The following is a 26,372-nucleotide window of genomic DNA, read 5'->3' as shown; positions in this document are numbered from 1 at the left end:
GTTGCAATTTATGACAAAAATCTGAGAAAATGATAGAAATATGAAAATACTCTAGCAACCAAAACTACTGCTTGTGAAACTTGACTCCGCACCTTTGGGTATTTCTGGCATATCTCACACTGAGATCGAGCTAGAACTAGAAGACAGCAATGATTTTAACTTCACTCCTGCGATCGCTCCATCAGTTCAGTCTGTAATTGCCGATAGTCCTCAAAAGCAGCAATCAGTGCTAGTAGTTTTTGGTACGACTTTTGTAACCATTTTTCTAGCAGAAATTGGAGATAAGACTCAGCTATCCACTCTATTAATGAGCGCACAATCTCATTCGCCGTGGGTGGTATTTATCGGATCTGCGGCGGCGCTAATAACTACCAGCTTATTAGGCGTACTTTTAGGTAGTTGGATAGCCAACCGACTCAGCCCAAAAACCGTAGAAAAATCAGCTGGCGTGATGTTATTAGTAATTTCTCTAATGCTCTTTTGGGATGTATTTACTATTCATTAGTCATTGGTTATTGATCAGTAGAGACGCGATTAATCGCGTCTGTACAAGGTCATTAGTAAAATTCCTCACTTCCCCTTAATTATATGGATTGGCATCTCTTAGGACTGAGCTTTATTACGGTTTTTTTATCAGAATTGGGTGACAAAAGTCAGCTAGCAGCGATCGCACTTTCAGGACGTTCTAGTTCTCCACGTGCAGTATTTTTTGGTGCAGCAGGCGCATTGCTGTTGACAAGCCTGTTAGGATCTTTAGCAGGGGGCGCAGTAGCCGAATTATTACCTACACGTGTTTTAAAAGCGATCGCAGCTGTAGGATTTGCCATCCTTGCCGCACGCCTGCTGTTATTTAACAATGAACCATCAGCAGATTCTGAACAAACACCTTAAAGAAGAATTCAGAATCCAGAAATCAGAATTAGTCTTTGTGGGCGATTGGAACGCGCTAAGGTTTTAAACCAATCTCACTTAACCGGACTTAAATTCATACTGAGTTCTGACTCCTGAGTTCTGAATTCTTCTTTACAAACGTTCCCAAGCAGTTCCTTTGTAGCCGTATTGAAAAATTTCTGGATGCAAAATTTCTGCCAAAATTTCTAGCGAATCTACCAGTCGCGGCCCTGGACGATTGAAGTAAGAATTGCCATCAGTAATGTAGACTCTACCAGTTTCGGTAGCGTGTAGTTTTTCCCACTCTGGACGTTGAGTTAATAACTTAGCTTCTTGGCGAGTGCGATTTAAATCAAAGCCACAAGGCATAAAAACAATTACATCTGGATTCGTTGTTAATAGTGTTTCCCACGGCACGGTTGGAGAAGGCTGACCTGTAGCGCAAAACAAAGACTGTCCTCCGGCTAAGTTCACTAATTCAGGAATCCAATTCGCAGCCATCATCAAAGGATCAGTCCACTCGATACAGGCGACAGTAGGCAGTTCATGTAAAGAAAGTCCTTGAATTTTTTGTTGACAAATTTTGACGCGAGCTTCTAAATTTTCTAAGACTTTTACCGAGTCTACGCCAAAGGTGTTGCCGACTCGCTCAATGTCAGCCCAAACATCCTGGAGAATATTGGGTTGTAAAGAAATAATCTCAGGTTTACTGTCAATGAGTGTAGCAACTGCTTTTTCAACATCATGTAAGCTGACAGCACAAACATCGCACTGGTCTTGAGTGAGAATGTGGGTAGGCTGCAATTGCTCTAAAACATCTGTTTTAATTTCATAAATGCTAAGAGCAGATTGCAATAAACTGTTCACTTCGTCGTGAATTTGGCTGCTGGAGGCATCACTGTTTAAACGTGCTTGGGTACAAATAGGGCGATTGAGAATTTCTGGAGGATAATCACATTCGTGCGATCGCCCTACAATAGCATTAACCAGCCCTAGTGTCGCTAAAATTTCTGTTCCACCGGGAATCAGGGAAACAATTCTTATATCACTATCTGTCATCACTCCACCTCCGCATAAGCTGCCGTTACCTTAAGTTTGGCAGAATTTGAGTCATTAGATATCTTTCTCTAGGAGAATCAAGGGTATTTTGCTAGTCAGTACTAAGCAAGAAATTCAACTGGAGATTGGATATTGGAAAGAGTCTTTACCACTCCCCACTCCTAAGCTAAAAATACTATACTACTTATACTACTTGATAGTAGAATTACTTGATAGTGAAATTACTTGAAATGCTAATTATCCCCTGGCAAAAATCACTGTTATGAAGTATTAGAAGTAATGAGCAAAATCTAGCTTATAACTATTTAGCCAGAATTATAAAACTTGATGAGAAAAATTATACTTTCCGGTTATGTAAAACCATATCAAGTAATTGTAGTTATACAAAGATAGTTCTACTTTTCCGTAGAACTGCAAGTCCAAATTACTTCTTCTTGAGGGCAACTAATGCAGGTGGTGTCAGCTAGAGATATTACAGAGCACAACCAGGCCCAAGAGGCTTTACGAACCAGAGAAAATAGTCGGCGAAAACAAAGCCAGACGCTGGTGCAACTGGCAAGAAGTCAGACATTTCAGCAAGGTAATCTCAATGCGGTATTGAGGGAAATCACAGAAACTGCTGCTCAGACGTTGTTAGTAGAGCGAGTAGGAGTATGGTTATATAATGAAGAACGTTCAAAAATTGAATGCATTAATTTGTATGATGTGAGGACTAAGGAGCATACCTTTGGTAACTCGCTTTTAAAAACAAATTTTCCTGCTTATTTCCAGGCTTTAGAAGAGGAACGTACCATTGCCGCAGATGATGCTATAAACGATACCAGAACCCAAGAATTATCCGAGTCTTATCTTTCAGTTTTGGGCATCACATCTATACTAGATGCTCCAATTTGGCTAGAGGGTCATTTGGTAGGCGTAGTGTGTCACGAACACATAGGCGAAGGTCGCCAATGGACTTTAGAAGAAGAGAGTTTTGCTGGCTCAATTGCAGATTTTGTAACGCTGGCTATAGAAGCGAGCGAGCGAAACGTCGTACAGGAAGCACTGCGACAGAGTGAGGCACAATTTCGGGCGATTTTTGAGCGTTCCTCTATCGGCATTGGACTTATAGATATAAAAGGGCAGATAGTCGATACTAATCTGGCACTGTGCGAGATTTTAGGATACAGCCGAGAAGAGTTATCCGGTAAGTGCTTTACAGATTATATTTCTATAGAAAAAGAAGATTTAAAACTTTACAAACAACTGATGTCAGGAATTCGCACGGACTTAAAAAGAACTTCCAGGGACGGTTTACAACCTTTCAAACATCAGGAACAACTTGTTGAAAGACATCGGATTGAGATAGAAAGACGCTGCCTGCATAAAAATGGTACCTTAGTTTGGACTCATATCTCTGTTTCTGTTATACCAGGCAGCAATGGTGAACCTGAATTTTTTCTAGCGATGATTGAGGATATTACTGAACGTAAGCAAACAGAGTTGAAACTACGTGCTTCTCAAGAAGCAGCAGAAGCTGCCAGTCGAGCAAAAAGTGAATTTTTAGCAACCATGAGCCATGAGTTGCGGACGCCTCTGAATGCGATTATGGGTTTGTCACAGTTACTGCAACAAGAAATAGTTGGTTCTCTAAATGAAAAGCAGAACGAATATGTAAGTTGTATATATAGTAGTGGCGAACACCTGCTGGCAGTGATTAACGATATCCTTGACTTATCAAAGGTAGAAGCAGGCAAAGAGGAACTGTTACTATCATCTTTGTCGGTAGCAGATATATGTAATTATGCCATCTGGACAGTGCGCGATCGCGCCTCAGAAAAGGGATTGCAACTCACACATAAAATTGACCGAGAAGCGGATATTTGTATTGCTGATGAGCGGCGCATCAAGCAAATGCTACTCAACTTGCTTACCAATGCCATTAAATTCACTCCAGCAGGTGAAGTATCGCTGGTAGTCAAAAAAGTGCCACAAGGGATAACGTTTACAGTTTCAGATACTGGCATTGGTATAGACTCAAGTCAGTTTCAATTTTTATTTGAACCATTTAAACAGCTTGACAGTCGGTTAAATCGGCAGTATGAAGGCACTGGTTTAGGTTTAGCTTTGACGCGTAAATTAGCGCGTTTACATGGTGGAGATGTGACCTTTAAATCAACCTTAGGAAAGGGCAGTCAGTTCACTCTATTTCTACCAAATCCAGAGCATCCTGGAAATGAGACAAATGAGATAGATGAGACAGAAGAGGAAGCAAATTTAACCTCGTCTTCCTTATTCTCATCTTCTCCAGTCATCTCTACAAATAAAACTATTTTACTTGTAGAAGAAGATGAAAACACAGCAATAGTGTTACAAGATTATCTCCACACAATTGGCTACCAAGTCAAGTGGATAGATAATGGTAACGACTTTTTGCAACAGGTACAAAGCTTCCAACCAGATTTAGTTTTTTTTGATTTTCAGTTAGTAAAGGATATTCATATCTGGAATTTACTGAATATTCTTATAAAAGAGCCTTATCGGAAACATTTACCGATTGTAATGATGACCTTTAGCGAATCTTTAGAGGAGGAAATTGCCACGCTACCAGGTAGTCTTAATGACTACCTCGTTAAGCCAATTCAGATAGTCCAACTAGAGTCAATACTAATGAAATATTTTAGTTAATTGCTCATAAAAATACATGTTTGTATGAACAATTAGTGAAAAATCATCTTAGATAATTTTACTTTAACTGTGAAAAGATTTTTCTCATTTTCACATGGAGAATACTAGCCTCTTCAAATATTTCTCCTTCTTCTACAAAATCAAGTTTTTTGTATAAATCTTTCACATATTCTTGAGCATGAATCACGACTTCTGGAATATTTTTGTTAGCTATCACCTGTAGGGCATTTTCCATAATTTTCTTACCAATACCCTGCCCTCTAACTGTCGATAAAACAGCTAACCTTTCTATTTTGGCAGTTTTATCATCTAAATATCTGATTCTGGCTGTACCCACAGCTTCCAGATTTGAATAAGCAATTAGATGATCGGATATTTCATCTTTGCCATCAAATTCTAAAGCAGGATCTACCCCTTGTTCTTCTTGAAAAACTGATTTCCTAATTGCTTGAATTATCGGAAAATCTTCAGGTAATTCAGCAACTTTTATAACTAAATTACTCATTAAACTCTCTTTGAGATTACTAACTATTGTAGTTTAATGTGATATCAATTTGAAAAAAGAATGCGACAAATACATACGGACATACCTTTGTTCTGTCTGGCTTTCTTAATGCATGAATTTTGTTAGCGCAGCGTAAAGCCTTCTCTTCGAGAGGCTTCGCCAACGGCATGGCTTTGCTTAGAGCGAGTCCGCGTACTCTGTAAGAGTTGCAAACTACGCTTTTAGCGTCTTGTAGAGAACGTCATTTTGAATTTTGAATTGGTATGAGTTTGATACACCTCTCCCTACTTTGACGAAAGTGCAAATCTGTCCCTCTGTGAGCCGGAGAAGGAGGGTTTTACGTAGTAAAATCAGGGAGAGGTGTTTTGATTTGGCTAATTAGACGGATACTATATCAGCCGTAAAATTCACGTTGGTTTAATCTGCTCCTTCAATTGGTGCAAAACCTTGACGCTGAATATTTTCTGTCACCGCGCGTGGCTCTAAAAATTGCAGTAAGTAATCAGGGCCGCCTGCTTTAGAACCTACTCCCGAAAGTTTGAATCCACCAAAGGGTTGCCGTCCAACGATCGCTCCGGTAATATTGCGATTAATATACAAATTCCCGACTTCAAATTCTGTCTGCGCCTGCTGAATATGCGAAGGCGTTCTAGAATAAAGTCCGCCAGTCAAGGCGTAGTTTGTACCGTTGGCGACTGCTAACGCTTCCTGGAAATCCTTCACCCGAATTATCGCCAGTACAGGGCCAAAAATTTCTTCCTGTGAAATTACCGCATTTGGTGAGACTTCACTAAAAATAACTGGCCCGATAAAATATCCTTGTTCAGGTGCTGCTAATTCCAACGCCACTTCTGCTTCTGCCTTACCCTTTTCAATATACTCGCGGATGCGATCGCGAGCATTAGCATCGATTACCGGCCCAACTTGTGTACTCGGTAACTCTGCTTCCCCAATGTTCAAGGATTTTGTCGCTTCTACCAACCGTTGCACAAAGGCATCATAAATCGGTTGCAGCACAATTACTCTGGAAGCAGCAGAACATTTTTGGCCAGTGTAACCAAATGCCGACTGTACTACTCCCACAACAGCTTGGTCTAAATCAGCACTTTCATCGACAATAATGGCATTCTTACCACCCATTTCCGCAATCACGCGTTTCATGTGCTTTTGTCCGGGTTTCAAAATTGCCGCCTCTGCGTAAATTTTACAACCTACTTCCTGGGAACCCGTAAAAGCAATTACATGGGTATCTGGATGATTTACCAAATGAGCGCCGACTTGCGAACCCTTGCCGGGTACGTATTGAAATACACCTTTGGGAAAACCAGCATCTACCAAGATTTCTGTGAGTTTCGCGGCAATTACAGAAGATGTTTCCGCAGGTTTTAGGAGAGTACAATTGCCGGAAACCAAAGCTGCAACAGTCATTCCACAAGCGATCGCTAGCGGAAAATTCCAGGGAGAAATTACTACAGCAATTCCCCGTGGCTGGTAAATATAATGATTAGTTTCACCAGGTATGTCGTAATTCACACCTTTGTCTAACCGTTCTATTTCATCAGCGTAGTAACGACAGAAATCTATCGCTTCCGAAACCTCTCCATCAGCTTCCTTAACTGGTTTCCCAACTTCCAAAACTATCCAAACTGAAAGTTCAGCGCGGCGTTCTTCCATCAAATCACCCGCTTTCCGCAAAATATCAGCGCGTTGTTTAGCTGGTGTTTTCTTCCACCCAGGAAATGCCGCTTTCGCAGCTTGCATCGCCTGTTCTGCTTGTTCAACGCTAATCAACCCAACTTTACCAATTATCTCACTGAACTTAGAAGGATTGAGAGAATCAACAAATTCTGGTGGATTAACATACTCGCCATTAATTAGCGGTAAATAAGTTTTACCAAGTTGTTGGCGAACGCTTTGGAAAGCTTGCGTTGCTTTCATTCTCACCTCTTCCTCAGCGTAATCGGTATCAGCAGCACCAAGGAAGGAAGAGGACATGGGGACGGAAAGACGGGGGGACAGGGGAAAATTGTCATTTTCTGTGTCTTTTACAACTGGCGGCGCTAATAATTCCTCAATCGGACGATTTTCGAGATTTTGCCGTAAAAAAGAACTATTAGCTGTATTTTCCAACAATCGCCGAATTAAATACGCCATCCCAGGTAATAATTCACCGTAGGGACAGTAAACTCTTACCCGATAACCTTTGTCAACCAACGCCTTAGCAACTTTATCACCCATACCGTACAGGACTTGTAATTCAAAGCGACGGCGAGGGACATTTAAACTTTCAGCTATGGCAATGGCACGAGCGTGCGATCGCACATTATGGCTACCAATGGCAGAATAGACATATTGATGATTTTCTAACAACAACTGAGTGATGGTTTCAAAGTTAGCATCAGTTGCGGCTTTGTCGTTGTAAACTGGCTGTTTCCAGTGCTTCTGGGCTGCTTTAATAGTTTCTTGATCCCAATATGCGCCTTTCACCAAGCGAATTGTTAAGGGATAACCGCGCTGTTTCAACCAAGAAATTAGGTCTTCGGTATCTTGTTCGCTATCACGCAGATATGCTTGGATTGTCATACCAATATCTGTGCGTTGCTGAAACTCTTCTTCTAGTAATAGTTTTTTCAAGATGCTGAGAGTTATGTCTTTATAGGCATACTGTTCCATATCAAAATGCACAGTTGCACCTAATTCTTTAGCACGACGTAAGAGAATACGAATGCGATCGCTAACTTTATCCTCACTACCTTTAGCATCTAAAGGGTCAAATTGGGAATAAAACGCCGTTAATTTCACAGAAACCTGAACTTTTGGGATTGCTTCGCCATCAGCTTCATCAATCGCCGGGATAGCTGCCCAATTCTTTGATGCTTCTACCAATTGTTGGATTAATTCTAGATAGCGTTCTAGATAAGACTGCGCTTCCGCTTCGGTAATTACGGCTTCACCAAGTAAGTCGATGGTGAAAGCCATTTTTTCTTTTCGCAGTCGTTCAACTGTTTTGATGACTTGTTTAATATTTTCCCCAGAAATATATTTATGGGCAAGAGTCTCAACCGCTGTACCAACGGTTGTCGCAGCAACTTGTCCTGGCATTGAGTCGGGGTTGGCAAAGTTTAGCATTCCCTTCAAAGCTGCCGGTAATTCTACAGATTCATCGCCTAAATATTCTTGTAAATGTGAGGCAATTTCTGATTTACTGTGCAAAGCAGGTAGCGTATCTATAAAGCGAAATAGTTGCACCCGCAAGCCAGGATTACTCATCGCCCAAGCGAGTAATTTATCATCCCAACGCATTTGATCCCGCAGGGAAGAAAAAAACGAACGATTTTCCTGCGTTGCTGCTAGAAGTTGTTTAGCAATTTCTTGGGTTTTAGCTTCGTAGGTGCTTGTCTGTACTTGTAATACCACTGATAATAAACTCCGTTAATCAAGGCAAGGCTTTTTGTACAAAGCCTGTGTCTTCTATTTTGACGCTTTCATTTAGCTGTCACCATTATCCGGAATTCGTAATTCCCATAGCGCTGAGATTTTACTTGAAGTCTTCTACTGCTGTTTTAACAGCATGTACTTATTTTTTCCGATACTCAGAATGGGTATACTGCCTCTATGCCTACAGAAAACTTTATGGATATTTTATTTTATAACTGGCAACACACACTCCAACCCTTTGGCGTTGACCAGGTAGCGGCTGAGAAAGTCTTCAATCTCTTGGTTGAAGCTTATTCTACCCCTGATCGTTATTACCATACATTGAAACATATTGATCGCGTCCTCAGCACAATTCAGATTTTGCAAGGCTACACGAATAACCTAGCTGCTGTTCAAATAGCTGCCTGGTTTCACGATGTAGTGTACGACACTGAAGCTAAAGATAATGAAGAACGAAGTGCAGACTATGCTTTTGAGTTGCTGAGTAATTTGGGTATTCCAGAAAGTACTATAATTACTGTCACCCGTCTGATTCTGAACACTAAAGATCATCAAGCTGCGGGAAATGACTATGATAGCCAAGTCTTAGTTGACGCAGATTTAGCGATTTTGGCTACTAACCCAGTTGATTATCAAGAATACGCCCATGCCATTCGTCAGGAATATGCCTGGGTGGCAAAGGCAGACTATATCACAGGTCGTCAGCAGGTTTTAGAACGATTTTTACAGCGATCGCGTATTTATTTTACGCCTTTAATGTCAGAGTTCGCCGAACCATCTGCGCGCAATAATATGCAGAGAGAAATTCAGTCTTTAGGTTAATGATATTGACCAAATAAGAGAAAAGTAAAAAGTTAAAAGGCAAAAGAAAGAAGATAGGACTAACCCTTTCAAGATGAACGTTTGTACTATGAGCATGTGTGTCAACTTTAGCCAAAACCATGATAATATCTATCTCGTTTTCAGTTTATGACTGAAAACGAGGCAAAAACTAGGCAAAATTCAATCCCTATTATCGTACATTCAAGGGTTTAAGACCCCTACGTCTACACGTACCATATTTTGAGTCGGAGTTTAAATCCTCAACTCAAAATGTCTTGAATTTTGAATTTTGAATTTTGAATTGTTAACTGGTTAGTTTTGAATTTTGAATTGTTCAGCGTCTACCAGCACCACGATGAGGTATTTCAGACACTTCAATATCTTCTAGCTTTCTTTTTGGTGCAAACACTTCTTGATGTTGTTGCGGCTGAATTTTTTGCTGTGCAAACTTTACACGGGTGCGAACTCCCACATCGGCATCGGTATCAAGCATTTGCTGAAGTTGATTTGTAATGCGCGACGCTTGATCAGGTAAAGTGACTGCTATGGCAATGGCTAGTGTTTCTAAACTCGTCACTGCTGCATAGCGCACTACCCATTCTGGATCTTGAGAAATTAGCAATAGCGCCTCTAATACCTGAGTCTGAACAGATTCCACTTTCTCAGCAGGTAGTTGATGCCAGCGCAAAGTGCCTAATCCCCTGGCAGCTGCTCGCCGCACACTTAAGGAAAAATCGTTTTTTGCTGCCTCTAACAAGGTATCCAGCGCCCGAACATCGCCAATTCCCGCTAAGGCACGAATCGCCCAGGCTCTAGCACTGTAGTTGTAGTCATCAATTAGTTCCAATAGTGACGGTACTGCGGTTTCCCCGATCGCAATTAGTCCATCTACTGCCGCCACTGCCGCCCCTGGATTGTTGTAGCCTAAAGCTGCAATCAGAGTGGGAACAGATTCCTCGATACCAGCTGCCGCTAACTCCTGAACTGCGTCTAATAAGCGATCCGAGGAGTCTGCTTCTTCCACAGCACGGATCAATATTTGGGCAAGGTCACTGTTATTCATAATAATTTTTCATGACTCATTAGGGGTCAGCCAATTGTAGCTTAAGTTATCCGTAGTTGACATCATACATAAACCCCCTAACCCTGATTTTGCAGTTGGGTTGGGGGTTTATCTGTGGTAAACATTTGCTTTAAACGTATTAATAACAACTAATTCCTGGAAAATTATGACTACAACAGCGAGTCCATCAAATTTATCACTTTAATCGCACCTGCTGACAAAGTGTTTGTTGCTGTGTGCTTAACTTGATATTCTAGTAATCCTTTAAGAGAAATTAGCTTTAGACTATTTTCAGCAAGAGTTTCGGCGATCGCATCTGCTGCGGCTAGGTAGCCAATCGCTCCCAAGTCTGCTAACACTGCTCGACGCAATTGCAATTTATCTCCTGCCAGAGCTTTTACTAACCGTTCTCCATAAACTGGTTCTTGGGTTAATTGATACATGGCTCGTGCGGCAGCATATTGCACCAATTCGATTGGATGCTCTAAAAATGGTTTTACCAAAGGGATGCACTCAGTCGCCATCAAGGCTCCCAAGGCTTCTAAAATGGCCTCGTAAGGTTGAGATAAATCAGGCTGTTTTGATATCAGCTGCTCTCCTTGTAAACCTACTTCTAATAACTCGCTCAGGGCAGGAATACAAATCGGATCGCCCAGCATTTCTAAGGATTGTACCACTGCTTCCCGGACATAAAAATCTGAGCAGTCTAAACACACAATTAAAGGTGAGACTGCCTGGCGATCGCCTAGTTTCCCTAAAGCCCTAGCTGCGTTCCGTCGCAGAGGATATCCGCCTTCTGGTGTTTTGTCGGCTTCATCCTCTAACGCTTTAATCAATCCTGTAACCGCAGCTGCTTCACATATCCGAAACCTACCCAACCACCAGGCAGCATAAAAGCGCAGACCTAAATCTGCACTCTCAAGATTAGCGATCGCTTGCTCTACTGTTAAAGATTCACCATCGCCAGAGTTACCTGTTGGTGATAAATCTTCAAATTTCTGCGGACTAAAATTCATTTATGAAGAAGGAGGAGGAGCGCTTTGTTCGCTATTTGTTTGAGGTACAGCGTTCGATACAGCGTTCAATGGCTGAATGCTGACTATTTTGCCACCCAAACGAGCAATTCGCTGCATCTCTTGATTCATCCGCTTCTCAGGTACTGTGAAAAACACAGTGGCACTAGAACGAATCGGATAGTTGGTTTTTTCATTTTCTTCAACTTGGCGCAGACCCACTACTTCATACCGAAAGTAGCGACTACTCGTTGGTGTACTACTAATTGCTCCAATCATAAAATTAATTCCTAATTCTAGATCGTCATTAGTCGTTTGCCCTTAATAATGACTATTGACTAATGACTATTGACACTAAAGAGGTTTCACACTAGCTATTTTACCACCTTGTTTTAACACTCTCTGGAAGTAACTAGATAGTTCTTCATAAGGTATAACCACCGCTTGATTGACGCGGCGTGTGCTGGGATACCCAGCTCCAAAAACACCTGCCACTTCAATGCGGTAAAGCCTGCCTTCTTTACCAAAGGTTCCCGCACCACCAAAAGTACTGTTGGGGGTAACGCCTTTTTCAGAAGCAACGTATGAAAAGCCTGAGGAAGCACCAGAGGGAGGAACAACGACGGATGCACTATTGCGACCTAGTTCGCTAGCAAGGCGGGAGGATTTGCCTTTGAGTTGAGAGGTATCGCTACTGGCATAGCCGCGATAAAGTTGGAATATCCGGCTAAATCCGACAGTTTTTTGTCCTGTTTGGGTTTGAAAGCCGCGATAGTAAGGCACTATATTTTCACCAAAGTTAGATTGATACTCTGGAGAATCGATATAAGAATCAATGTCGGCTTCATATCCCTTAGCTTGATACAAGTCTAAGTGATAGACAACATCAGACTCATCATAAGGGGCACGACCCAACAAATGTTTGTAGTTGAGTTCGATGACACGAGTTTGGAAGTTGTCGTAGAAAAACTTCGATTTGTACAGTTCTGATTTAGCTATTTGACGCACAAACTCTTGCACTGTACTTTTTCCATCGCGCAGGATAGATTCAGCACTTGTCAGGCGGTCAGATGCCAGTATGTAGTTGTTGCCCAAGACTTGACGATAGACGGCAGCAATTACTCTCTCAATGTCTTCTTTGGTTGCATTTGGACGCAATTCCACAGGAGACTGATCGGTAAAAGGTTCTGTTCCCAGACGGGAAGCTGCTGTTGTAATAGCCATTGGTAATTTTTCCTTTGTAATTAATAATTGGTAAGGGGAGTAGGGAGTGGTGAAATTCCTTACTCCCTACTCCCTACTCCCCGCCCTGATTCCCTATTTATACAGCTGTAATGCTAATAACCTTACTGCCCTTGCGATTCAACTGCTGCAATTTACTAGAAAGTTGCTCGTAGGGTACGAGCAATTCCGCAGTACCACGCCGTACGACAGCTGAGTTTGGGGAAGCTGCTTGTAACACTCTGATTCGGTATGTTTCGCCGCGATCGCCTCTAGAAAGACCTGATAAGGCTCCGGCAGAGACTGGGTAAATGGGTGAAGCTAGATTTTTAGCCACTTCCCAGGTTAGCCGTCCTTGTTTTTGTCCTTGAGCGCGATCGCTATTGGCATAACCCCGATACAGTTGGAACAGTCGGCTATAGCCAACGTTTTTCTGTCCTACTTGACTTTTAAAGCCTCGATAGTAGGGCACAATATTTTCACCAAAACTATCTTGATATTCTAATGAGTCAATGTAGGAATTAATCTCAGCTTCGTAACCTTGGGAGTTGTAAAGCTCAACATGGTATGAAATCTCTGACTCATCTTCTGGGGCACGCCCCAATAAATGCTTATAATTCAACTCGATAAACCGATTTTGGGAGTTGGAGTGGAAAAACTTATCCCGATAGAGTTCCGATTGAGCAATAGCTAGCACAAATCCCCTAACAGTGATTTCACCTTGCTGCAACAGTGATTCTGCACTCTCTAGACGCTCTCCTTCTAGTAGATATGCATTACCCAAAACCTGACGGTAAGCCGCCCGGATTACCACCGCCACATCCGCCTCTGTTCTATCTGGACGTAGTTCTACTGGCGCTGAATTTTCAAACGCTCTAATCCCTAATCTCGCTGCTTGTCCCAAAGCTGCCATCTTTAACCTCCTCAGTTTTAACTGCAAAACTAAAAACTTTTTAGAAAATTTTTTCTAGTCTTTTAATAGTCTTTTTGAAATTGACACTCACCTTACTTAAAGTAAGGCGATTTTTAAGACATCATTGCCTTAATATCCTGTTTCCACAGGTTCCCAGGCTCACCCTACGGGTTTGGCAGTTCCTCATGGGTGAGAAAGAAACCTCCAGACTTTTTCTACCAGACACTGCGGGTAGCTTGCTTCCCTGTACTGGACGCGGACTCGCTCTAAGCGTTCGCGTAACGTCTCGTAGAGAAGCTATGTTGTTAGCGTCTCTGAAAGAGAAGAGAAGGCTTTACGTTACGCTAGCGTCAAGGAAGAAGATTGCGCTCGCTGCCTCTACCACATTTGCCACAAGAGGGTAGTGATATCTCCTTATGTTATTTCGGGCGTATACTTTCCCCCAGTCCGAGGGTAGGTTTTTAAATCTTGTACTGATAAAAATATTGTGCCAATTGACGGTAGCTTAAAAGAGGCACTGAATTGCGAACTTTCTTAAAGTTGTAGCAAGTACCGTACTACGTCGGTAGCTTTCATCCCTGTTCTAAAGCAAAAAATACAGAACCACGTTCCTCTTTCTCCAGGGTTTTCAGCTAGCTTTTCTTAAAAAACTGCCCGGAGAGGTAAACAACTCATAGAACTTACTTGTCATAAGAGCTGATTTCCTCTCCGGGCTAAAGAAACACTCTAGCTTAGAGTATTGATTACATAGTCGATGTAGGAATTTGCTTCAACACCTGGATCGCCGCTTAGACCGTGGTTAGCTTTGATGTACTTGAGAGCTTCAATGTACCAGCTAGGAGACAGTTCAAAAGTCCGGTTGATTTCAGCCAAGCCAGAAATCAAGTAATCATCCAAGGGGCCTGTACCACCAACAACTAAAGCGTATGTGATAATCCGCAAGTAGTAGCCTACATCACGTACACACTTGCCTTTGCCGCGTGAATCAGCCGCGAAGTTGGGGCCTTGTTGTTGAGTAGTGTAAGGGTACTTGTTATACACCGCTTGAGCTGCACCTTCGGTCAAGCGTTGAGCATTGGCGCTCAATGCTTTTGCTGCTTGTAAGCTAGCTGGCGCTTGGCGGAAGCGACCAAAAGCAACTTGAATTTCAGTGCTGCTGAGATAGCGACCTTGAGAATCAGCCGATGCAATTGCTTCAGTTAGAGGTGTTTTTGACATTTTGCTATTTCCCTTTCACAAACTTTATGGTTGAAATTTTGTTTTGTCCTATGGACAATTATTTAGTCAACATCAGCAATGCTTGGCTTAAGCCACAGCAGCAGCAGCACGATCAAAATAGCTAGCTATTTCAGATGACAGAGCGCTGCAATCTCCTCTGGTGATGTTATTTGGATCGTTGACAATGGCCAGCGAAGCTTGTTTCAGCTTTTGAATACCAACAGCAACTGATGCTCCTGGAGTTCCTAATGCTAAATAGGTTTCCCGCAAACCATTGAGGGCACGGTCATCTAGTACGCTGGAATCGCCAGCAAAAATAGCGTAGGTGATATAGCGAAGAATGATGTCCAAGTCTCTAATGCAAGCAGCTGCACGACGGCTGGTGTAAGCATTACCACCAGGAGTGATCAATTGGGGTTGTTCTGCCCACAAATCACGAGCAGCAGCAGCAACAAGAGCAGATGCATTGCTGGTAATGCGGTTAACGGCATCTGTACGCTTGTTACCATCTTTGACTAGTTCGCTCAATGCATCCAATTGTGCATCGGAGAGATATTCGCCGCGTGTATCAGCTTGGGAAACTACTTTGGCAAATGCATCTAAAACCATTGCGTTAAATCTCCTAATTTGCTTGGTTAAGAATAATTGGACTCAAAACTGAATGGTTCAGTTGATTTTTGATGTCAGCACTGCCTAACGAGTTACGAAAGGTTTAAAACAGACACCCAAGAAATAAGTTTACGATCTCCAGGCTTTCAGATTAAAACTTTTGTTAAAAAACTTCAAACTTCCATGAACGACTGGAAAACCTGATTAAGATGTTGTTTTTTACTTCCAAGTTCTCTTTATACAATGCTGCCGTATCATTATTTATTACAAATTATTATTATGTTTGTGAAATTTGTTTACATAACTTAATATTATTTACGTCTTTAGTTATGAGAGGTTAGCAGATCAGGACGGAAATAACTATCCAGTTAAAAAGTGCTAAAAAGCTGATGAGATGGGCAATATACTTATGCTTTATGGCACTCAATATCTATGTTGATACGGATATCTTCTAGTGCTCTACAAGCTAACCGAACTGTATTGACATTTCTCCATATACATTGAATTTTTCTCGCCGACTTACTTAGTTCAATGTTGATTTTGTCGCATCGATTCCAGTCCAGTATTTCTGGGAGTTTTCCGAGATTGGAATATAAAGCTGTTAAAAAAGCTTTCAATTGTTAAATTGCAGGATTCACAAACCAAAGAAAAAAGACTTGATTTTGGATGAATTTCCATGATAGTCTGCGTTTAACCAAAATATACGGTTAAACGATAATTTTACCGTACTTTAAAATTGCACAGTGTGTTTGTCACTTTGCTTTCCTCATAGTTAATGGAAATCACCTCTTATGGTAAAAGACTGGTTTGAATGGCACGACCTCTACAAAAACGAACCGAAATTGCAACAACGCCTGCAAATTGTGCAGGAATACATTTCCCATAGCTTGAACTTGTCCCAACCAGGGTTAATCCGTGTAGTTAGTGTTTGCGCGGGCGATGGACGAGATTTGCTAGGAACGCTATCAAATCACCCACGGGCAAAAGATGTTTATGCCCGACTGGTGGAGATAAATCCCCAACTAGTTGAACGTGGACAAGAAACAATAGAATCGTTGGGTTTGACAAAACAAATTGAGTTTATCAATGGTGATGCAACTATTTCCTCTAACTATGTAGGAGCAGTACCAGCAGACATTGTGATTGTATGCGGTGTATTCGGCAATCTCGCAGACGAAGCTGAACTCAATCGCTTACTGGCAAACCTGAGTTTTCTGAGCAAACAAGGTGCTTTTGTGATTTGGACTCGTGGACACTCTAAGGGTATTGCCCACTCTGAGACTGTTCGTAAATTTTTCCGTGAATATGGATTTGAAGAAGTGAACTTCAAACTCACTGCGACAGGAGACATGGGAGTAGGTATTCATCGTTACTTGGATGAAAGTTTGGCTGCACCCAAAGAGCAACAGTTGTTCGCGTTTACTGGTGTTCCAAGTAAAGCCAGGTAAATAATGCCTCTAAAACTTTTGTGACAAAAACCTTATGACCGCTACATTTAAACCTCAGTATATAAACATCTTTCGCCGTTTCACGCTGCTTTTAGCACCTGGGTTGTTAACCTTGGCAACTTCGTTAATATTAGTTAGTTGCACAGCCAAAGGGCAAAAAGCTCAAACCCCGTTTCTGCTACAAATGTATCTGAAACCAATTCATCTGGAATCAAGACCAAAGTACTTCGCATGGGATATCAATCAGCAGGCGATTTGATCAGAACAACTAAAGTATTAGAAAAGCGTCTGGAACCTCTGGGAGTGAAGGTCGAGTGGGTAAAATCCGAGTGATCAAGACTGCCCAAGGACTTGACACCCCTCGTGCATACTATATTGGTAGGAGGCAATTTGCGGTTGACAATCCGGGAGTGTTGCGGATAGTGATTGAGGAGATTGATAAAATCCAGCGCTGGGCTGAGGCACATACCCAAGAAACAGCAAAGCTAATCGCACCATACCAAAAACTACCTCCCGACATTATGCAACGCCGAAATTCCGATAACATGAGCGCTCTCCCATCCGACTAGATTTAACAAAGAGTCTGCATCGGCGGCGTAATCTGCTATGGTGTTGGGAATATCAGGTTTTGAAGTTTGACCCAGACCGCGCTGATCATAGGCCAGGATTTCAAAGTGTAGGGCTAGCGGTGAGTCAAAAATAGTCGGCGATCGCTGCAAGTCTCCTCCAGTAACATTAATAATGAGCAGGCGTTGACCAGTGCCACGAATCTCATAATACATTTACAGGTTACGAGCAGATACAAATGGCATAAATATTTTCACTTATTATTTTCGGCGAATTTGGCTGAGGGAAGTATCGCAATATTTCTAAATAAGCATCCTCCTTTAACCCTTATCGCATATTGTTGGGCACATTCCAGTGCAATCAGAATCTTTAAAGGGTACGTAGGCGTAGTCCGCCGCAGGCATCGCACCCTTTAATATGTAGCATTTACTACTTCCTAGTTCCTACCAAACACACTGCTAAGGGCACGCGCCATATTTTGTGGTTGCATTGCATCCATTGCAGCGGTGGGTTCGTAGCCGCAGTGAACCATACAATCAGCACACTTGGGATTACCACTCTTCTGGCCGTATTGACTCCAGTCAGTTTGTGCGAGTAATTCTTTGAAGGTAGAGTAATAACCTTCGTTGAGCAGATAGCAAGGTTTTTGCCAACCGAGAACACTATAACTAGGGCTACCCCAAGGTGTGCATTCGTAGTCCTTCTCACCAATGAGAAAATCTAGGAACAACGGATTGTGATTGAAGTTCCAGTTTTTTGCACCACTTTTGTATGGAGCCAGAATTTCTCGGAAGAGGGCGCGAGTTTGTTCGCGGTGGAGAAAATGATCTTGATCTGGTGCCCACTCATAACTGTAGCCAGGAGAAATCATCATCCCGTCAGTATTTAGTGTTTCCAGAAAGTTGAAGAACTCTTGCATATCTTTAGGTTCAGTACCTTCAAAGATAGTGGTGTTAGTGGTAACACGAAAGCCTTTAGCTTTAGCGGCACGAATAGCTTTGACAGCAATATCAAAAACACCTTGGCGATCAACGCAGCGATCATGTAATTCCCGCATTCCATCTAAATGCACGCTGAAAGTCAGGTAAGGGGAAGGTTGAAACTTATCCAGGCTCTTTTCTAATAACAAACCATTGGTACACAAGTAAATATATTTCTTGCGCTCAATTAATCCCTGGACAATCTTATCAATCTGCGGATGCAGCAGAGGTTCTCCTCCAGGAATGGAGACAACTGGTGCGCCGCACTCTTCCACTGCGGCAAAACACTGTTCTGGGGTGAGATTTTGCTTTAATATTTCCTTTGGATGTTGAATTTTACCACAACCACTACAAGCGAGATTACATCGAAAAAGAGGTTCCAACATTAATACTAAAGGAAAGCGTTTACGTCCTTTCAAACGCTGAGTAACAAGATACTTCCCAATATCTATAGCTTGTTGTAGATTAACTGCCATTGTTGCGATCGCTCCTCTTTTAAAGATAAATACACCACTTTCTCAACCCCAAGATTTATCTATGGGGTCTTCAATTTTGACTTTTGACTTTTGACTTCCCCAAAGGGGTTGACATATCCCGAGCAACAAACCAATCCACAGCATCTTTGAGTGCGGCGTTTAGCGAAGATTGGGGTAGACCCAATTCTCGTACAGCCTTGGCAGCATTGTAATACATCGGTTGTTTCGCCATCCGAACGCCATCCAATGGTACTGAGGGCGATTTTCCTAATGGTGCGAGAATTTTTTCATCAACCCAGGCAACGCTCAGGGGCAACCAAGCGGGTACTTTTTGTTGAGGTGCGCTCAGACCTGTGATATCAGCGAGTTGGTCGAGTAGTTCTTTGAAACTAAGGTTTTGATGACCTAAGATATAGCGATCGCCTGATTTACCCCGCTGCAAAGCCAGTAAATGCCCCCACGCTACATCTCGCACATCGATAAAATTTAAACCAGTATCCAAGTAAAAAGGCATTTGCCGTCGTAAAAACCGCAGTATTATATCACCCGTCGGGGTAGGTTTGATATCCAACGAGCCAATGGGGCTAGTGGGATTGACTATAACTACCTCCTGACCTTTAGCAGCAGCTTGTATAGCTTCTTGTTCAGCCAGAAACTTAGACTTTTTGTAGTTACCCACCAACTTTTCTAAGGGACTCTGATGTGTTTCATCTACAACTTCCCCTAACGATCCTACCCCAATCGCTGCCACTGAACTCGTGTAGACGGTGCGCTCAACGTTAGCTTTGCGAGCTGCTGCCAACACATTACGTGTACCCAGGACATTGTAACGATGAAGTAATTCTCGGTCTGTCTGCCAGAGGGAATAATGAGCTGCCACATGAAATAGGTATTGACAACCTCCCATCTGTTGCCAAAGATTTGGATTGTTCAAATTGCCTTTGACAATTTCTACCTCTAAACCGCGTAAATTCTCTAAATTGCTGCTATGGCGTACCAGCACTTTGACTGCATATCCCTGTTGCAGCAACAACCGTACCAAATGGGCACCAATAAAACCCGTACCTCCTGTGACAAAAACCTGCATCAACTTCCCCCCCTCTTCTCAAATCGGGGAAACCAATCATCCAAAATGGTGTAGACTACTGGCACAACAATCAAACTGAGGATAGTTGAAGTTACTAGTCCACCTGCGATCGCTACAGCCATAGGCGATCGCAATTCAAAACCAGCACCCAAACCTAGAGCGATCGGTAGCATCCCTAAAATAGTGGCAGCTGTGGTCATCATAATTGGTCTGAGGCGCACTAGTCCGGTCTTAAGGATCGCCTCGGTGCGCTCTAAGCCACCGTTGCGTAACTGATTGATGTAATCTACAAGCAAAATTGCATTTTTATTTGCCAGCCCCAGCAAAAAGACAAAACCGATCAATGAGATCATGCCAAAGTCGCTCTTAGTAATTAGTAGCGCCAACATCGCCCCCACCAGTGCTAAAGGCAAAGAGACACCAATAACTAGAGGGTCTACCCAGCTTTTGAATAGTAAAATTAGTACTACAATAATACATAGGGCAGATAGAGCTAAAGTACTGCCGAAACTGCTAAAAACCTTATTTTGGTTAGCAGAGTCTCCCCCTAAATTTAAAGAAACATTAGACGGTAACACGGCGTTTGCTTCAGCTATCACTTTGTCGGTGGCATCACCTAAAGACAGATCTTTGCCAAGATTAGCACTGATGTAGGCTACACGCTGATTATTCAGACGCTCGATCTGAAAAATCGTGCCCTGTGGATTCGTTTCACCTGTAACTGTAACATCAGCGAATCCCGGTAGCCTTTGAATCCTTTCTTTAATTGCTTTGACTGCTTTGCTCAAAGCTTGGAGATTATCACCTTGCAATGCTATTTGCAGGGGTTTTTGACCGCCGGAATCGACAAATTGAATATCTTCAACACTAGTAGTTACCCCAGAAAGAGTAGGTAATGAGGAGCGCAATTGGTCTTGTAATTCCGCAGTTGTGATTGTGCGGTTTTTCTTTAACTTTATATATAGTGTCCCTTTATTTGGTTCACCTTCACGAGAGCCAACAGTGGTAAATACCGTTTCAACTGGCGGTGATTTTCTGACTACATTTTCTAATTTCTTCGCAACCTCAAGAGAATCGTTCAAGGGATTAGGGATTGGAGACTGGAGACTGAGATTTCTCCCCTGCTCCCCTGCCCCTCTGCTCCCCTGCCCTTCTGCTCCACTAGGAATACTCGGCAAAGGAGCCGTATAAGCAATATTAAATTCGCCGCGATCAAGTTTGGGAATAAACCCTTTAGGAATTAGTGGAATCAGTGCTATTCCTGCAATGAAACTGAGTGCAGCTAACCCGATAACTATCTTCCGGTGATTTAAAGACCAACTCAGCAAGTTTCTGTAAGATTGGGTAAACGCTACCCAGATTTTTGCTTCCCGACGCGGGGAGAGCGATGATTTAGGTTTCAGCCAGTAGATAGCCAGAACTGGAGATAAAGTCCGAGCAACTAGCAGAGAAGCAAGCATCGCGGCTGAAACAGTTATGCCAAAAGGCTTGAAGAACTGACCGATTACCCCACCCATCAAACCTATAGGTAGAAAAACCGCTACTGCTGTCAAAGTGGCGGCGGTGACTGTCAACCCAATTTCATTTGTAGCTAAAAGCGCTGCTTGGCGGGGAGTTTCCCCATCTTCAACGTGTCGCATGATGTTTTCCACATCGACGATCGCATCATCAACAATGCTACCAATCACCAAAGCTAAAGCCAGCAGGGTGATCGTTTCCAGGTTGAAGCCGAAAATCGCCATGACGATAAATGTCGCCAACAAAGACGTGGGAATCGCCAAGGCAGAAATGAGAGTTGCTCGCCAATTCCATAAAAAAGGAAAAATTACTACTATTGACAACAAGACTGCTTCCAGCAAAGCATCGATTGTTGACTGGGTGGCTTGGCGGATATATTCTGCTTGAGTGGCAGCTAAGGTGAGTTTGACATCTTTTAGGGTAAAGCGTAGCCTTTGAACTTCTTTCTCAACCCGACTCACGACTTCCAAAGTATTAGCACTACCGCGTTTGATTACCTGAAATGCGAGTGCATCTTCACCGTTAAATCTGACTAATGTCGCCCCCCCTTGGGGGAGAGCCGTTGCACTCGCATTCGCTGGATTTACCGGAGGAGTCGCCGTAGCAGCGCCTAGTAGTGAGACTTTTAGTACTCCTGGTAATTTAGCGATCGCACTAACAATCTCATCTTGCGCTAACTTCGTCAAATCTTTAAGATTCCGTGTGGGACTCTCTATGGCATAACTAATGGCGGCTGACTCGTTTAGATTCAGAGGAATAATTTTAGAAGTTCCTCCTTGAGGTAGATTCAACTGCTTCAGGGCAGCTTCAACCTTTTTGGTCGATGTTTCTAAATTCGTCCCAACGGCAAAAGAGAGGCTAACAGCAGTTTGACTAGGATAGGTGGATGAGCGGATATCCTCCAGTCCTTTAAGGGAGCGGAGGCGTTCTTCTAAGGGTTTGGTGAGCTTCGCTTCTGTATCCAGGGTAGTTGTCAGGGGAGCGGTAGCATTCACAACCACCACTGGAAAGGTAATATCTGGAAACAAGGCATATTTAAGGGAACTGAAAGCCAGAACACCAGCTACCGTTACAGTAATCCAAAAACTCACCGTCAGCCACGAAAATTGAATCGCTAATTTGGAAATATTGAAGAGTTCTCGTGCGGATTTGGAGTTATGAAACTTTACCATCTTGGAAAATTATCGTGTGGATGACACAATTATTTAGTCATGCTACAGCAATCATCTTCGGTTTGCGAATTTTGGTTACTACTAAACGGCAATATTACTTATTATCACTTAGATATGACCCAATCTTTAATGCAAGCTATAGTTAGTAGTTACCCAGCGACGGTGAGCGATCCTATTTTACAAACTGCGTAGGCGTAGCCCGTCATAGACATCGCTCTCCAATGTAAAGAAGACACACCTATCTACTCTAAACATTAATTGACCGTTAAGGACTTCCAGTGAAAAAAACATCCTATTGTAAGGACACAAAGCTATGCGTCCCTATAAACTTACAAATAATTTAGGATAATTTCTTTTTTGGAAGTCCCTTAAAACTTGAAAAGATTGAGAGAGCTAATGCCTAATTTTTTGCCCATTAACACAATTTTGGTGCCTCAAGGAGCAGAATATAAAGCTGTGTGTCGCGGATTAAGCGGCATTACTGCCTCCATCCCAACAATAGTAGCCATACCTGTTGGGATGAAGCCTTTACTCAAATACCTGCAACAAGGACAATTTCTGACTCCAAAATCCAGAGTGCTGATTATGGGTATCTGTGGCAGCTTGAGCGATCGCTATACAGTTGGTGATATTGTGCTGTATCAAAATTGTGTTTATCAGGGGAAACAGCAAGAATGCGATCACACTTTTACAGCACAATTGCACTCTTCATTATCAGAAAAAGTCTCTTTGGTCAAGTCACTGACAAGCGATCGCGTGATTTGGTCTGCGCCAGAAAAACGCCGTTTGGGTGAAACTTTGGCCGCTGATGTTGTTGATATGGAAGGATTTACCGCTTTAGAATTTTTCAATGCAGCTAGGGTTTCCGTGGCAATGCTGCGAGTAGTCAGCGATGATTGTCAGCATAATATCCCCGATCTGACACCAGCAATTAACTCTGATGGTTGCCTAAACCCTTTTATTTTAGCGATCGTCATGCTTCGACAACCCCTTGCCGCTACTCGGTTGATTCGAGGTTCTTTAACAGCATTAAAGGTGTTAGAGCAAGTTACAAATCTGCTTTTTTCAGGCTCTAGCAATAAATAATCTGTTACGTACAGCAATTTTTAGGTATAGCAAAGTGCTGTTAGCGTCAGCGGGGCGTTTAGCCCGTGCTGAGCAAAGCCGGAGACTCCGAAGCTCCGGTCTGAGTATAAACCCGGTGAAATCAAGGCTTTTAGCAATCAACATTGTCCTAATACCAATTTGAAAAAAGAATGCGACAGATACACATCTCCAAAACCTTGTCCTGTCTAGATTCTTAATTTTGAATTTTGAATTTTGAATTGGTATAACCTATGTGGCTACGGCTATAAATAACCACGCAGTAGGGACACAGCAATACTGTGCCCTTACAACATATCTCTTTTTTATGACTTTTGGAAGAGAATAATCTAGAATGCTTACACCATAAGACTTTTGCCAAAAAACTTGATTTGAACCATTCTATTAGAAAATAAACGCTCAAATGTTCGCCCCATCCACAGTTAAAAATTTGGCTCTTATTTTTATTTTTACAGAGTAACTAAAGAGAGATATAGCAATACTAAATTAGTTGTGAAAATCTTTCTTGATTATCTTTATTCTTTTTGTGTCTCTACCTTTAGTTAGAAAAATAATTTTTCACCAATCAAATGAGAACATTACATATTTTTTGCTTTTATGTCACTTGAAGACAAACTAATAACAATCAACATAATTTAGGTATTTATTGTGAAATTGCTTGGGGATAAGTTTTACAGAAACTTCATCGTTATACATATCAAATAGAATCCCATATTGGGAAGCATAACATATAACCTTATCAGGGTTGGGTTCCATGAGAGCTAATTGCACTGAATTGTAAATCAAAAATACCTTTTTGCCAGAATAGCTCGGAACTAATTTACCAACTATCGAACAGAATTTATGAAGCTCAATGACAAGCTGTATCTATACTCGTTTTTGGCTCGTTTTCCATTACTCAAAAAAAGTTACACCGCTAAAATTTTGTTTGTGGCATTTTTGGGTACTCATATACCACTTCTAACCTTACTCTTGAGTTTTGTTATCTCAAACTCCTATTCCTTGGAGATGGCGATTCAAGTTATGCTTGTTGCTCTGTTGGCTACCTTAGCGGGTACAGTCGCCACCCTCTACGCACTACACCACCTTCTCAAACCGGTTATTTTGACATCTGCGGCATTGCAAAATTATCTAAACACCAAAACCTTACCTAAATTGCCTACAGAATTTGCTGATGAAGCCGGTACATTGATGACGGATACTTCACAAACTCTTTACAAATTAGATGAGTTAATTCATTACATCAGTAATTATGACGATCTAACTGGATTGCCCAATCGTGATTTATTCTGCCATCGCCTCCATCAGACTCTATCCCAACCTGAAAACAACCAGCGCTTTGTAGCCGTCTTTTTACTAGGTATTGATGATTTCACTGCTATGAGTCATGGTTTGGAGCATGAAACAACAAATTTGTTGTTAAGAGCAGTTGCTCAGAGGTTATCACTGTGCATGACACAAACAGATGTTATTGCCCATTTGAGTGAAGATGAATTTGCCATTGCCCGCATAGACATTGTTTCTTTTGAAAGTGTGATTAAGCTTTCTCAGATACTGTTAAGCACCCTGAGCAAACCCTTTTCTATAGAAGGGAACTTAATTCATATCACCGCCAGCATCGGCATCACAATTAATGGAATAAATGAGCGTAATAGCATAGATCAACTTTTGCAACAGGCTCACATAGCACTATACCAAGCGAAGCGGCAAGGGCGTAGCAAATATCAATTTTATTCACCGGAAATTAATGCTCAGTTGCAGGAGCGAATAACTTTAGAAAATGAATTACGTGGAGCGCTTGAGCGCAATCAACTGCTGGTTTATTATCAACCTCTGGTTGATTTACACAGTGGACAAATTATTGCTGTGGAAGCATTGGTTCGCTGGCAGCATCCTACATTAGGTTTGGTTTCTCCAACAAAGTTTATTCCCATTGCTGAAGCCAATGGTTTGATCCTACCAATTGGTGAATGGGTCTTGCGAACTGCTTGTGCCCAAAACCGTGCTTGGCAGCTTGCTGGATTTAACCCAATTCGGATATCTGTAAATCTGTCAGCTCGACAGTTTGAACTGCCGAATCTGGTTGAGGTCGTTAGTAAAATTCTTGAAGAGACTGGACTCCAAGTATCTTACCTAGAATTGGAAGTGACAGAAAGCTTTTTGATGGCTGATATGGAGCGATCGGTTAAAACCTTAAAACAATTACGAGAACTGGGTATATGTTTGGCTCTAGATGACTTCGGTACTGGTTATTCTTCCCTCAACTACTTGAAGCGGTTTCCCGTAAACATGCTCAAGATTGATCGGTCATTTGTACAGGATATTATATCTAATTCTGATAGTGCCGCCGTCACGAATGCGATTATTGCCTTGGCAAAAAGCTTGCGGTTGAACATCACGGCAGAGGGTGTGGAAACCCAAGAACAGCTTGACTACCTAAAAATGCTGGGATGTGATGAAGGTCAGGGTTACTACTTCAGTTGTCCTGTGCCCGCCGATCTAATTATCCCGATGTTGCAGAAAACTTCTCAGCAGATGCAGAAAATTCCAGCATAACGTAGATGCGTAAGCCAGAAAATACACCCCTGATAACGTTTCACT

General features: G+C 42.2%; 22 protein-coding genes. 8 read left to right on the top strand and 14 right to left on the bottom strand.

Annotated elements, in window-relative coordinates:
- Positions 1-73: 73 nt before the first annotated feature.
- The gene (locus V7K56_RS17240; RefSeq protein WP_334912086.1) at positions 74-505 is read left to right on the top strand and encodes a TMEM165/GDT1 family protein; all 432 of its coding nucleotides are present in this window, start codon (positions 74-76) and stop codon (positions 503-505) included.
- 83 nt (positions 506-588) lie between these two features.
- The gene (locus V7K56_RS17235) at positions 589-891 is read left to right on the top strand and encodes a TMEM165/GDT1 family protein (RefSeq protein ID WP_334912085.1); all 303 of its coding nucleotides are present in this window, start codon (positions 589-591) and stop codon (positions 889-891) included.
- A gap of 132 nt (positions 892-1,023) precedes the next feature.
- On the opposite strand, the gene V7K56_RS17230 is transcribed toward V7K56_RS17235, so the two are convergent.
- Entirely contained in the window at positions 1,024-1,950 is a 927-nt protein-coding gene (locus V7K56_RS17230; protein ID WP_334912084.1) for a cobalamin-binding protein, read from the bottom strand.
- Positions 1,951-2,397: 447 nt separating this feature from the next.
- Between V7K56_RS17230 and V7K56_RS17225 the strand changes: the two genes are divergently transcribed.
- The gene (locus V7K56_RS17225; protein ID WP_334912083.1) at positions 2,398-4,617 is read left to right on the top strand and encodes a hybrid sensor histidine kinase/response regulator; all 2,220 of its coding nucleotides are present in this window, start codon (positions 2,398-2,400) and stop codon (positions 4,615-4,617) included.
- Between the two features lie 58 nt (positions 4,618-4,675).
- Here V7K56_RS17225 and V7K56_RS17220 read toward each other — a convergent pair whose 3' ends face one another.
- Together V7K56_RS17220 and pruA are read right to left on the bottom strand one after the other, a co-directional pair.
- Positions 4,676-5,122: a GNAT family N-acetyltransferase gene (locus V7K56_RS17220; RefSeq protein ID WP_334912082.1), complete on the bottom strand. Its 447-nt coding sequence runs from the start codon at positions 5,120-5,122 to the stop codon at positions 4,676-4,678.
- A 417-nt stretch (positions 5,123-5,539) separates the two neighbouring features.
- Positions 5,540-8,539: an L-glutamate gamma-semialdehyde dehydrogenase gene (pruA, locus tag V7K56_RS17215; protein WP_334912081.1), complete on the bottom strand. Its 3,000-nt coding sequence runs from the start codon at positions 8,537-8,539 to the stop codon at positions 5,540-5,542.
- Positions 8,540-8,737: 198 nt separating this feature from the next.
- Here pruA and V7K56_RS17210 point away from each other — a divergent pair, with 198 nt between their 5' ends.
- On the top strand, positions 8,738-9,382 hold the full coding sequence (locus V7K56_RS17210; protein WP_334912080.1) for an HD domain-containing protein: 645 nt from the start codon (positions 8,738-8,740) through the stop codon (positions 9,380-9,382).
- 334 nt (positions 9,383-9,716) lie between these two features.
- Here the strand turns inward: V7K56_RS17210 and V7K56_RS17205 are convergent, their stop codons facing one another.
- The 7 genes from V7K56_RS17205 to V7K56_RS17175 all read right to left on the bottom strand — a co-directional run bounded on the left by V7K56_RS17205 (position 9,717) and on the right by V7K56_RS17175 (position 15,419).
- Positions 9,717-10,445: a HEAT repeat domain-containing protein gene (locus V7K56_RS17205; protein ID WP_334912079.1), complete on the bottom strand. Its 729-nt coding sequence runs from the start codon at positions 10,443-10,445 to the stop codon at positions 9,717-9,719.
- A 170-nt stretch (positions 10,446-10,615) separates the two neighbouring features.
- A complete protein-coding gene (locus V7K56_RS17200; RefSeq protein ID WP_334912078.1) occupies positions 10,616-11,461 on the bottom strand; it encodes a HEAT repeat domain-containing protein in 846 nt (281 codons plus the stop codon).
- The gene (locus V7K56_RS17195; protein WP_334912077.1) at positions 11,462-11,737 is read right to left on the bottom strand and encodes a phycobilisome linker polypeptide; all 276 of its coding nucleotides are present in this window, start codon (positions 11,735-11,737) and stop codon (positions 11,462-11,464) included.
- A gap of 75 nt (positions 11,738-11,812) precedes the next feature.
- On the bottom strand, positions 11,813-12,682 hold the full coding sequence (locus tag V7K56_RS17190) for a phycobilisome linker polypeptide (protein WP_334912076.1): 870 nt from the start codon (positions 12,680-12,682) through the stop codon (positions 11,813-11,815).
- Between the two features lie 97 nt (positions 12,683-12,779).
- Positions 12,780-13,592 carry a phycobilisome linker polypeptide gene (locus V7K56_RS17185; RefSeq protein ID WP_334912075.1) on the bottom strand — a complete coding sequence of 271 codons (813 nt, stop codon included), beginning with the start codon at positions 13,590-13,592 and terminating at the stop codon, positions 12,780-12,782.
- Between the two features lie 726 nt (positions 13,593-14,318).
- Entirely contained in the window at positions 14,319-14,810 is a 492-nt protein-coding gene (gene cpcA, locus V7K56_RS17180) for a phycocyanin subunit alpha (protein WP_334912074.1), read from the bottom strand.
- 87 nt (positions 14,811-14,897) lie between these two features.
- Positions 14,898-15,419, bottom strand: a complete 522-nt coding sequence (locus V7K56_RS17175; RefSeq protein WP_229495790.1) for a phycocyanin subunit beta — start codon at positions 15,417-15,419, stop codon at positions 14,898-14,900.
- 791 nt (positions 15,420-16,210) lie between these two features.
- On the opposite strand from V7K56_RS17175, the gene V7K56_RS17170 reads away from it, so the two are divergent.
- Both V7K56_RS17170 and V7K56_RS17165 read left to right on the top strand, forming a co-directional pair.
- Positions 16,211-16,867, top strand: a complete 657-nt coding sequence (locus tag V7K56_RS17170; protein WP_334912073.1) for a class I SAM-dependent methyltransferase family protein — start codon at positions 16,211-16,213, stop codon at positions 16,865-16,867.
- A 34-nt stretch (positions 16,868-16,901) separates the two neighbouring features.
- Complete coding sequence (locus tag V7K56_RS17165) at positions 16,902-17,126, top strand: hypothetical protein (RefSeq protein ID WP_334912072.1); 225 nt, start codon at positions 16,902-16,904, stop codon at positions 17,124-17,126.
- A gap of 247 nt (positions 17,127-17,373) precedes the next feature.
- On the opposite strand, the gene V7K56_RS17160 is transcribed toward V7K56_RS17165, so the two are convergent.
- The 4 genes from V7K56_RS17160 to V7K56_RS17145 form a co-directional block, all read right to left on the bottom strand.
- Positions 17,374-17,649, bottom strand: a complete 276-nt coding sequence (locus V7K56_RS17160; protein ID WP_334912071.1) for an alpha/beta fold hydrolase — start codon at positions 17,647-17,649, stop codon at positions 17,374-17,376.
- A 221-nt stretch (positions 17,650-17,870) separates the two neighbouring features.
- On the bottom strand, positions 17,871-18,890 hold the full coding sequence (gene hpnH, locus V7K56_RS17155) for an adenosyl-hopene transferase HpnH (RefSeq protein ID WP_334912070.1): 1,020 nt from the start codon (positions 18,888-18,890) through the stop codon (positions 17,871-17,873).
- Positions 18,891-18,960: 70 nt separating this feature from the next.
- Entirely contained in the window at positions 18,961-19,977 is a 1,017-nt protein-coding gene (gene hpnA, locus V7K56_RS17150) for a hopanoid-associated sugar epimerase (RefSeq protein WP_334912069.1), read from the bottom strand.
- Positions 19,977-22,667, bottom strand: a complete 2,691-nt coding sequence (locus V7K56_RS17145; protein ID WP_334912068.1) for an efflux RND transporter permease subunit — start codon at positions 22,665-22,667, stop codon at positions 19,977-19,979. Before V7K56_RS17145 ends, hpnA begins: the two co-directional genes overlap by 1 nt.
- Before the next feature lie 396 nt (positions 22,668-23,063).
- On the opposite strand from V7K56_RS17145, the gene V7K56_RS17140 reads away from it, so the two are divergent.
- Entirely contained in the window at positions 23,064-23,753 is a 690-nt protein-coding gene (locus V7K56_RS17140; RefSeq protein ID WP_334912067.1) for a 5'-methylthioadenosine/S-adenosylhomocysteine nucleosidase family protein, read from the top strand.
- Positions 23,754-24,614: 861 nt separating this feature from the next.
- Positions 24,615-26,327 (top strand): putative bifunctional diguanylate cyclase/phosphodiesterase, encoded by a 1,713-nt coding sequence (locus V7K56_RS17135; RefSeq protein WP_334912066.1) that lies wholly within the window; start codon positions 24,615-24,617, stop codon positions 26,325-26,327.
- Positions 26,328-26,372: the final 45 nt, after the last annotated feature.

Source organism: Nostoc sp. (assembly GCF_036917535.1).
In the GTDB taxonomy this organism is placed as follows: Bacteria; Cyanobacteriota; Cyanobacteriia; order Cyanobacteriales; family Nostocaceae; genus Nostoc.
This window is presented reverse-complemented; position numbering and strand designations above follow the sequence as displayed.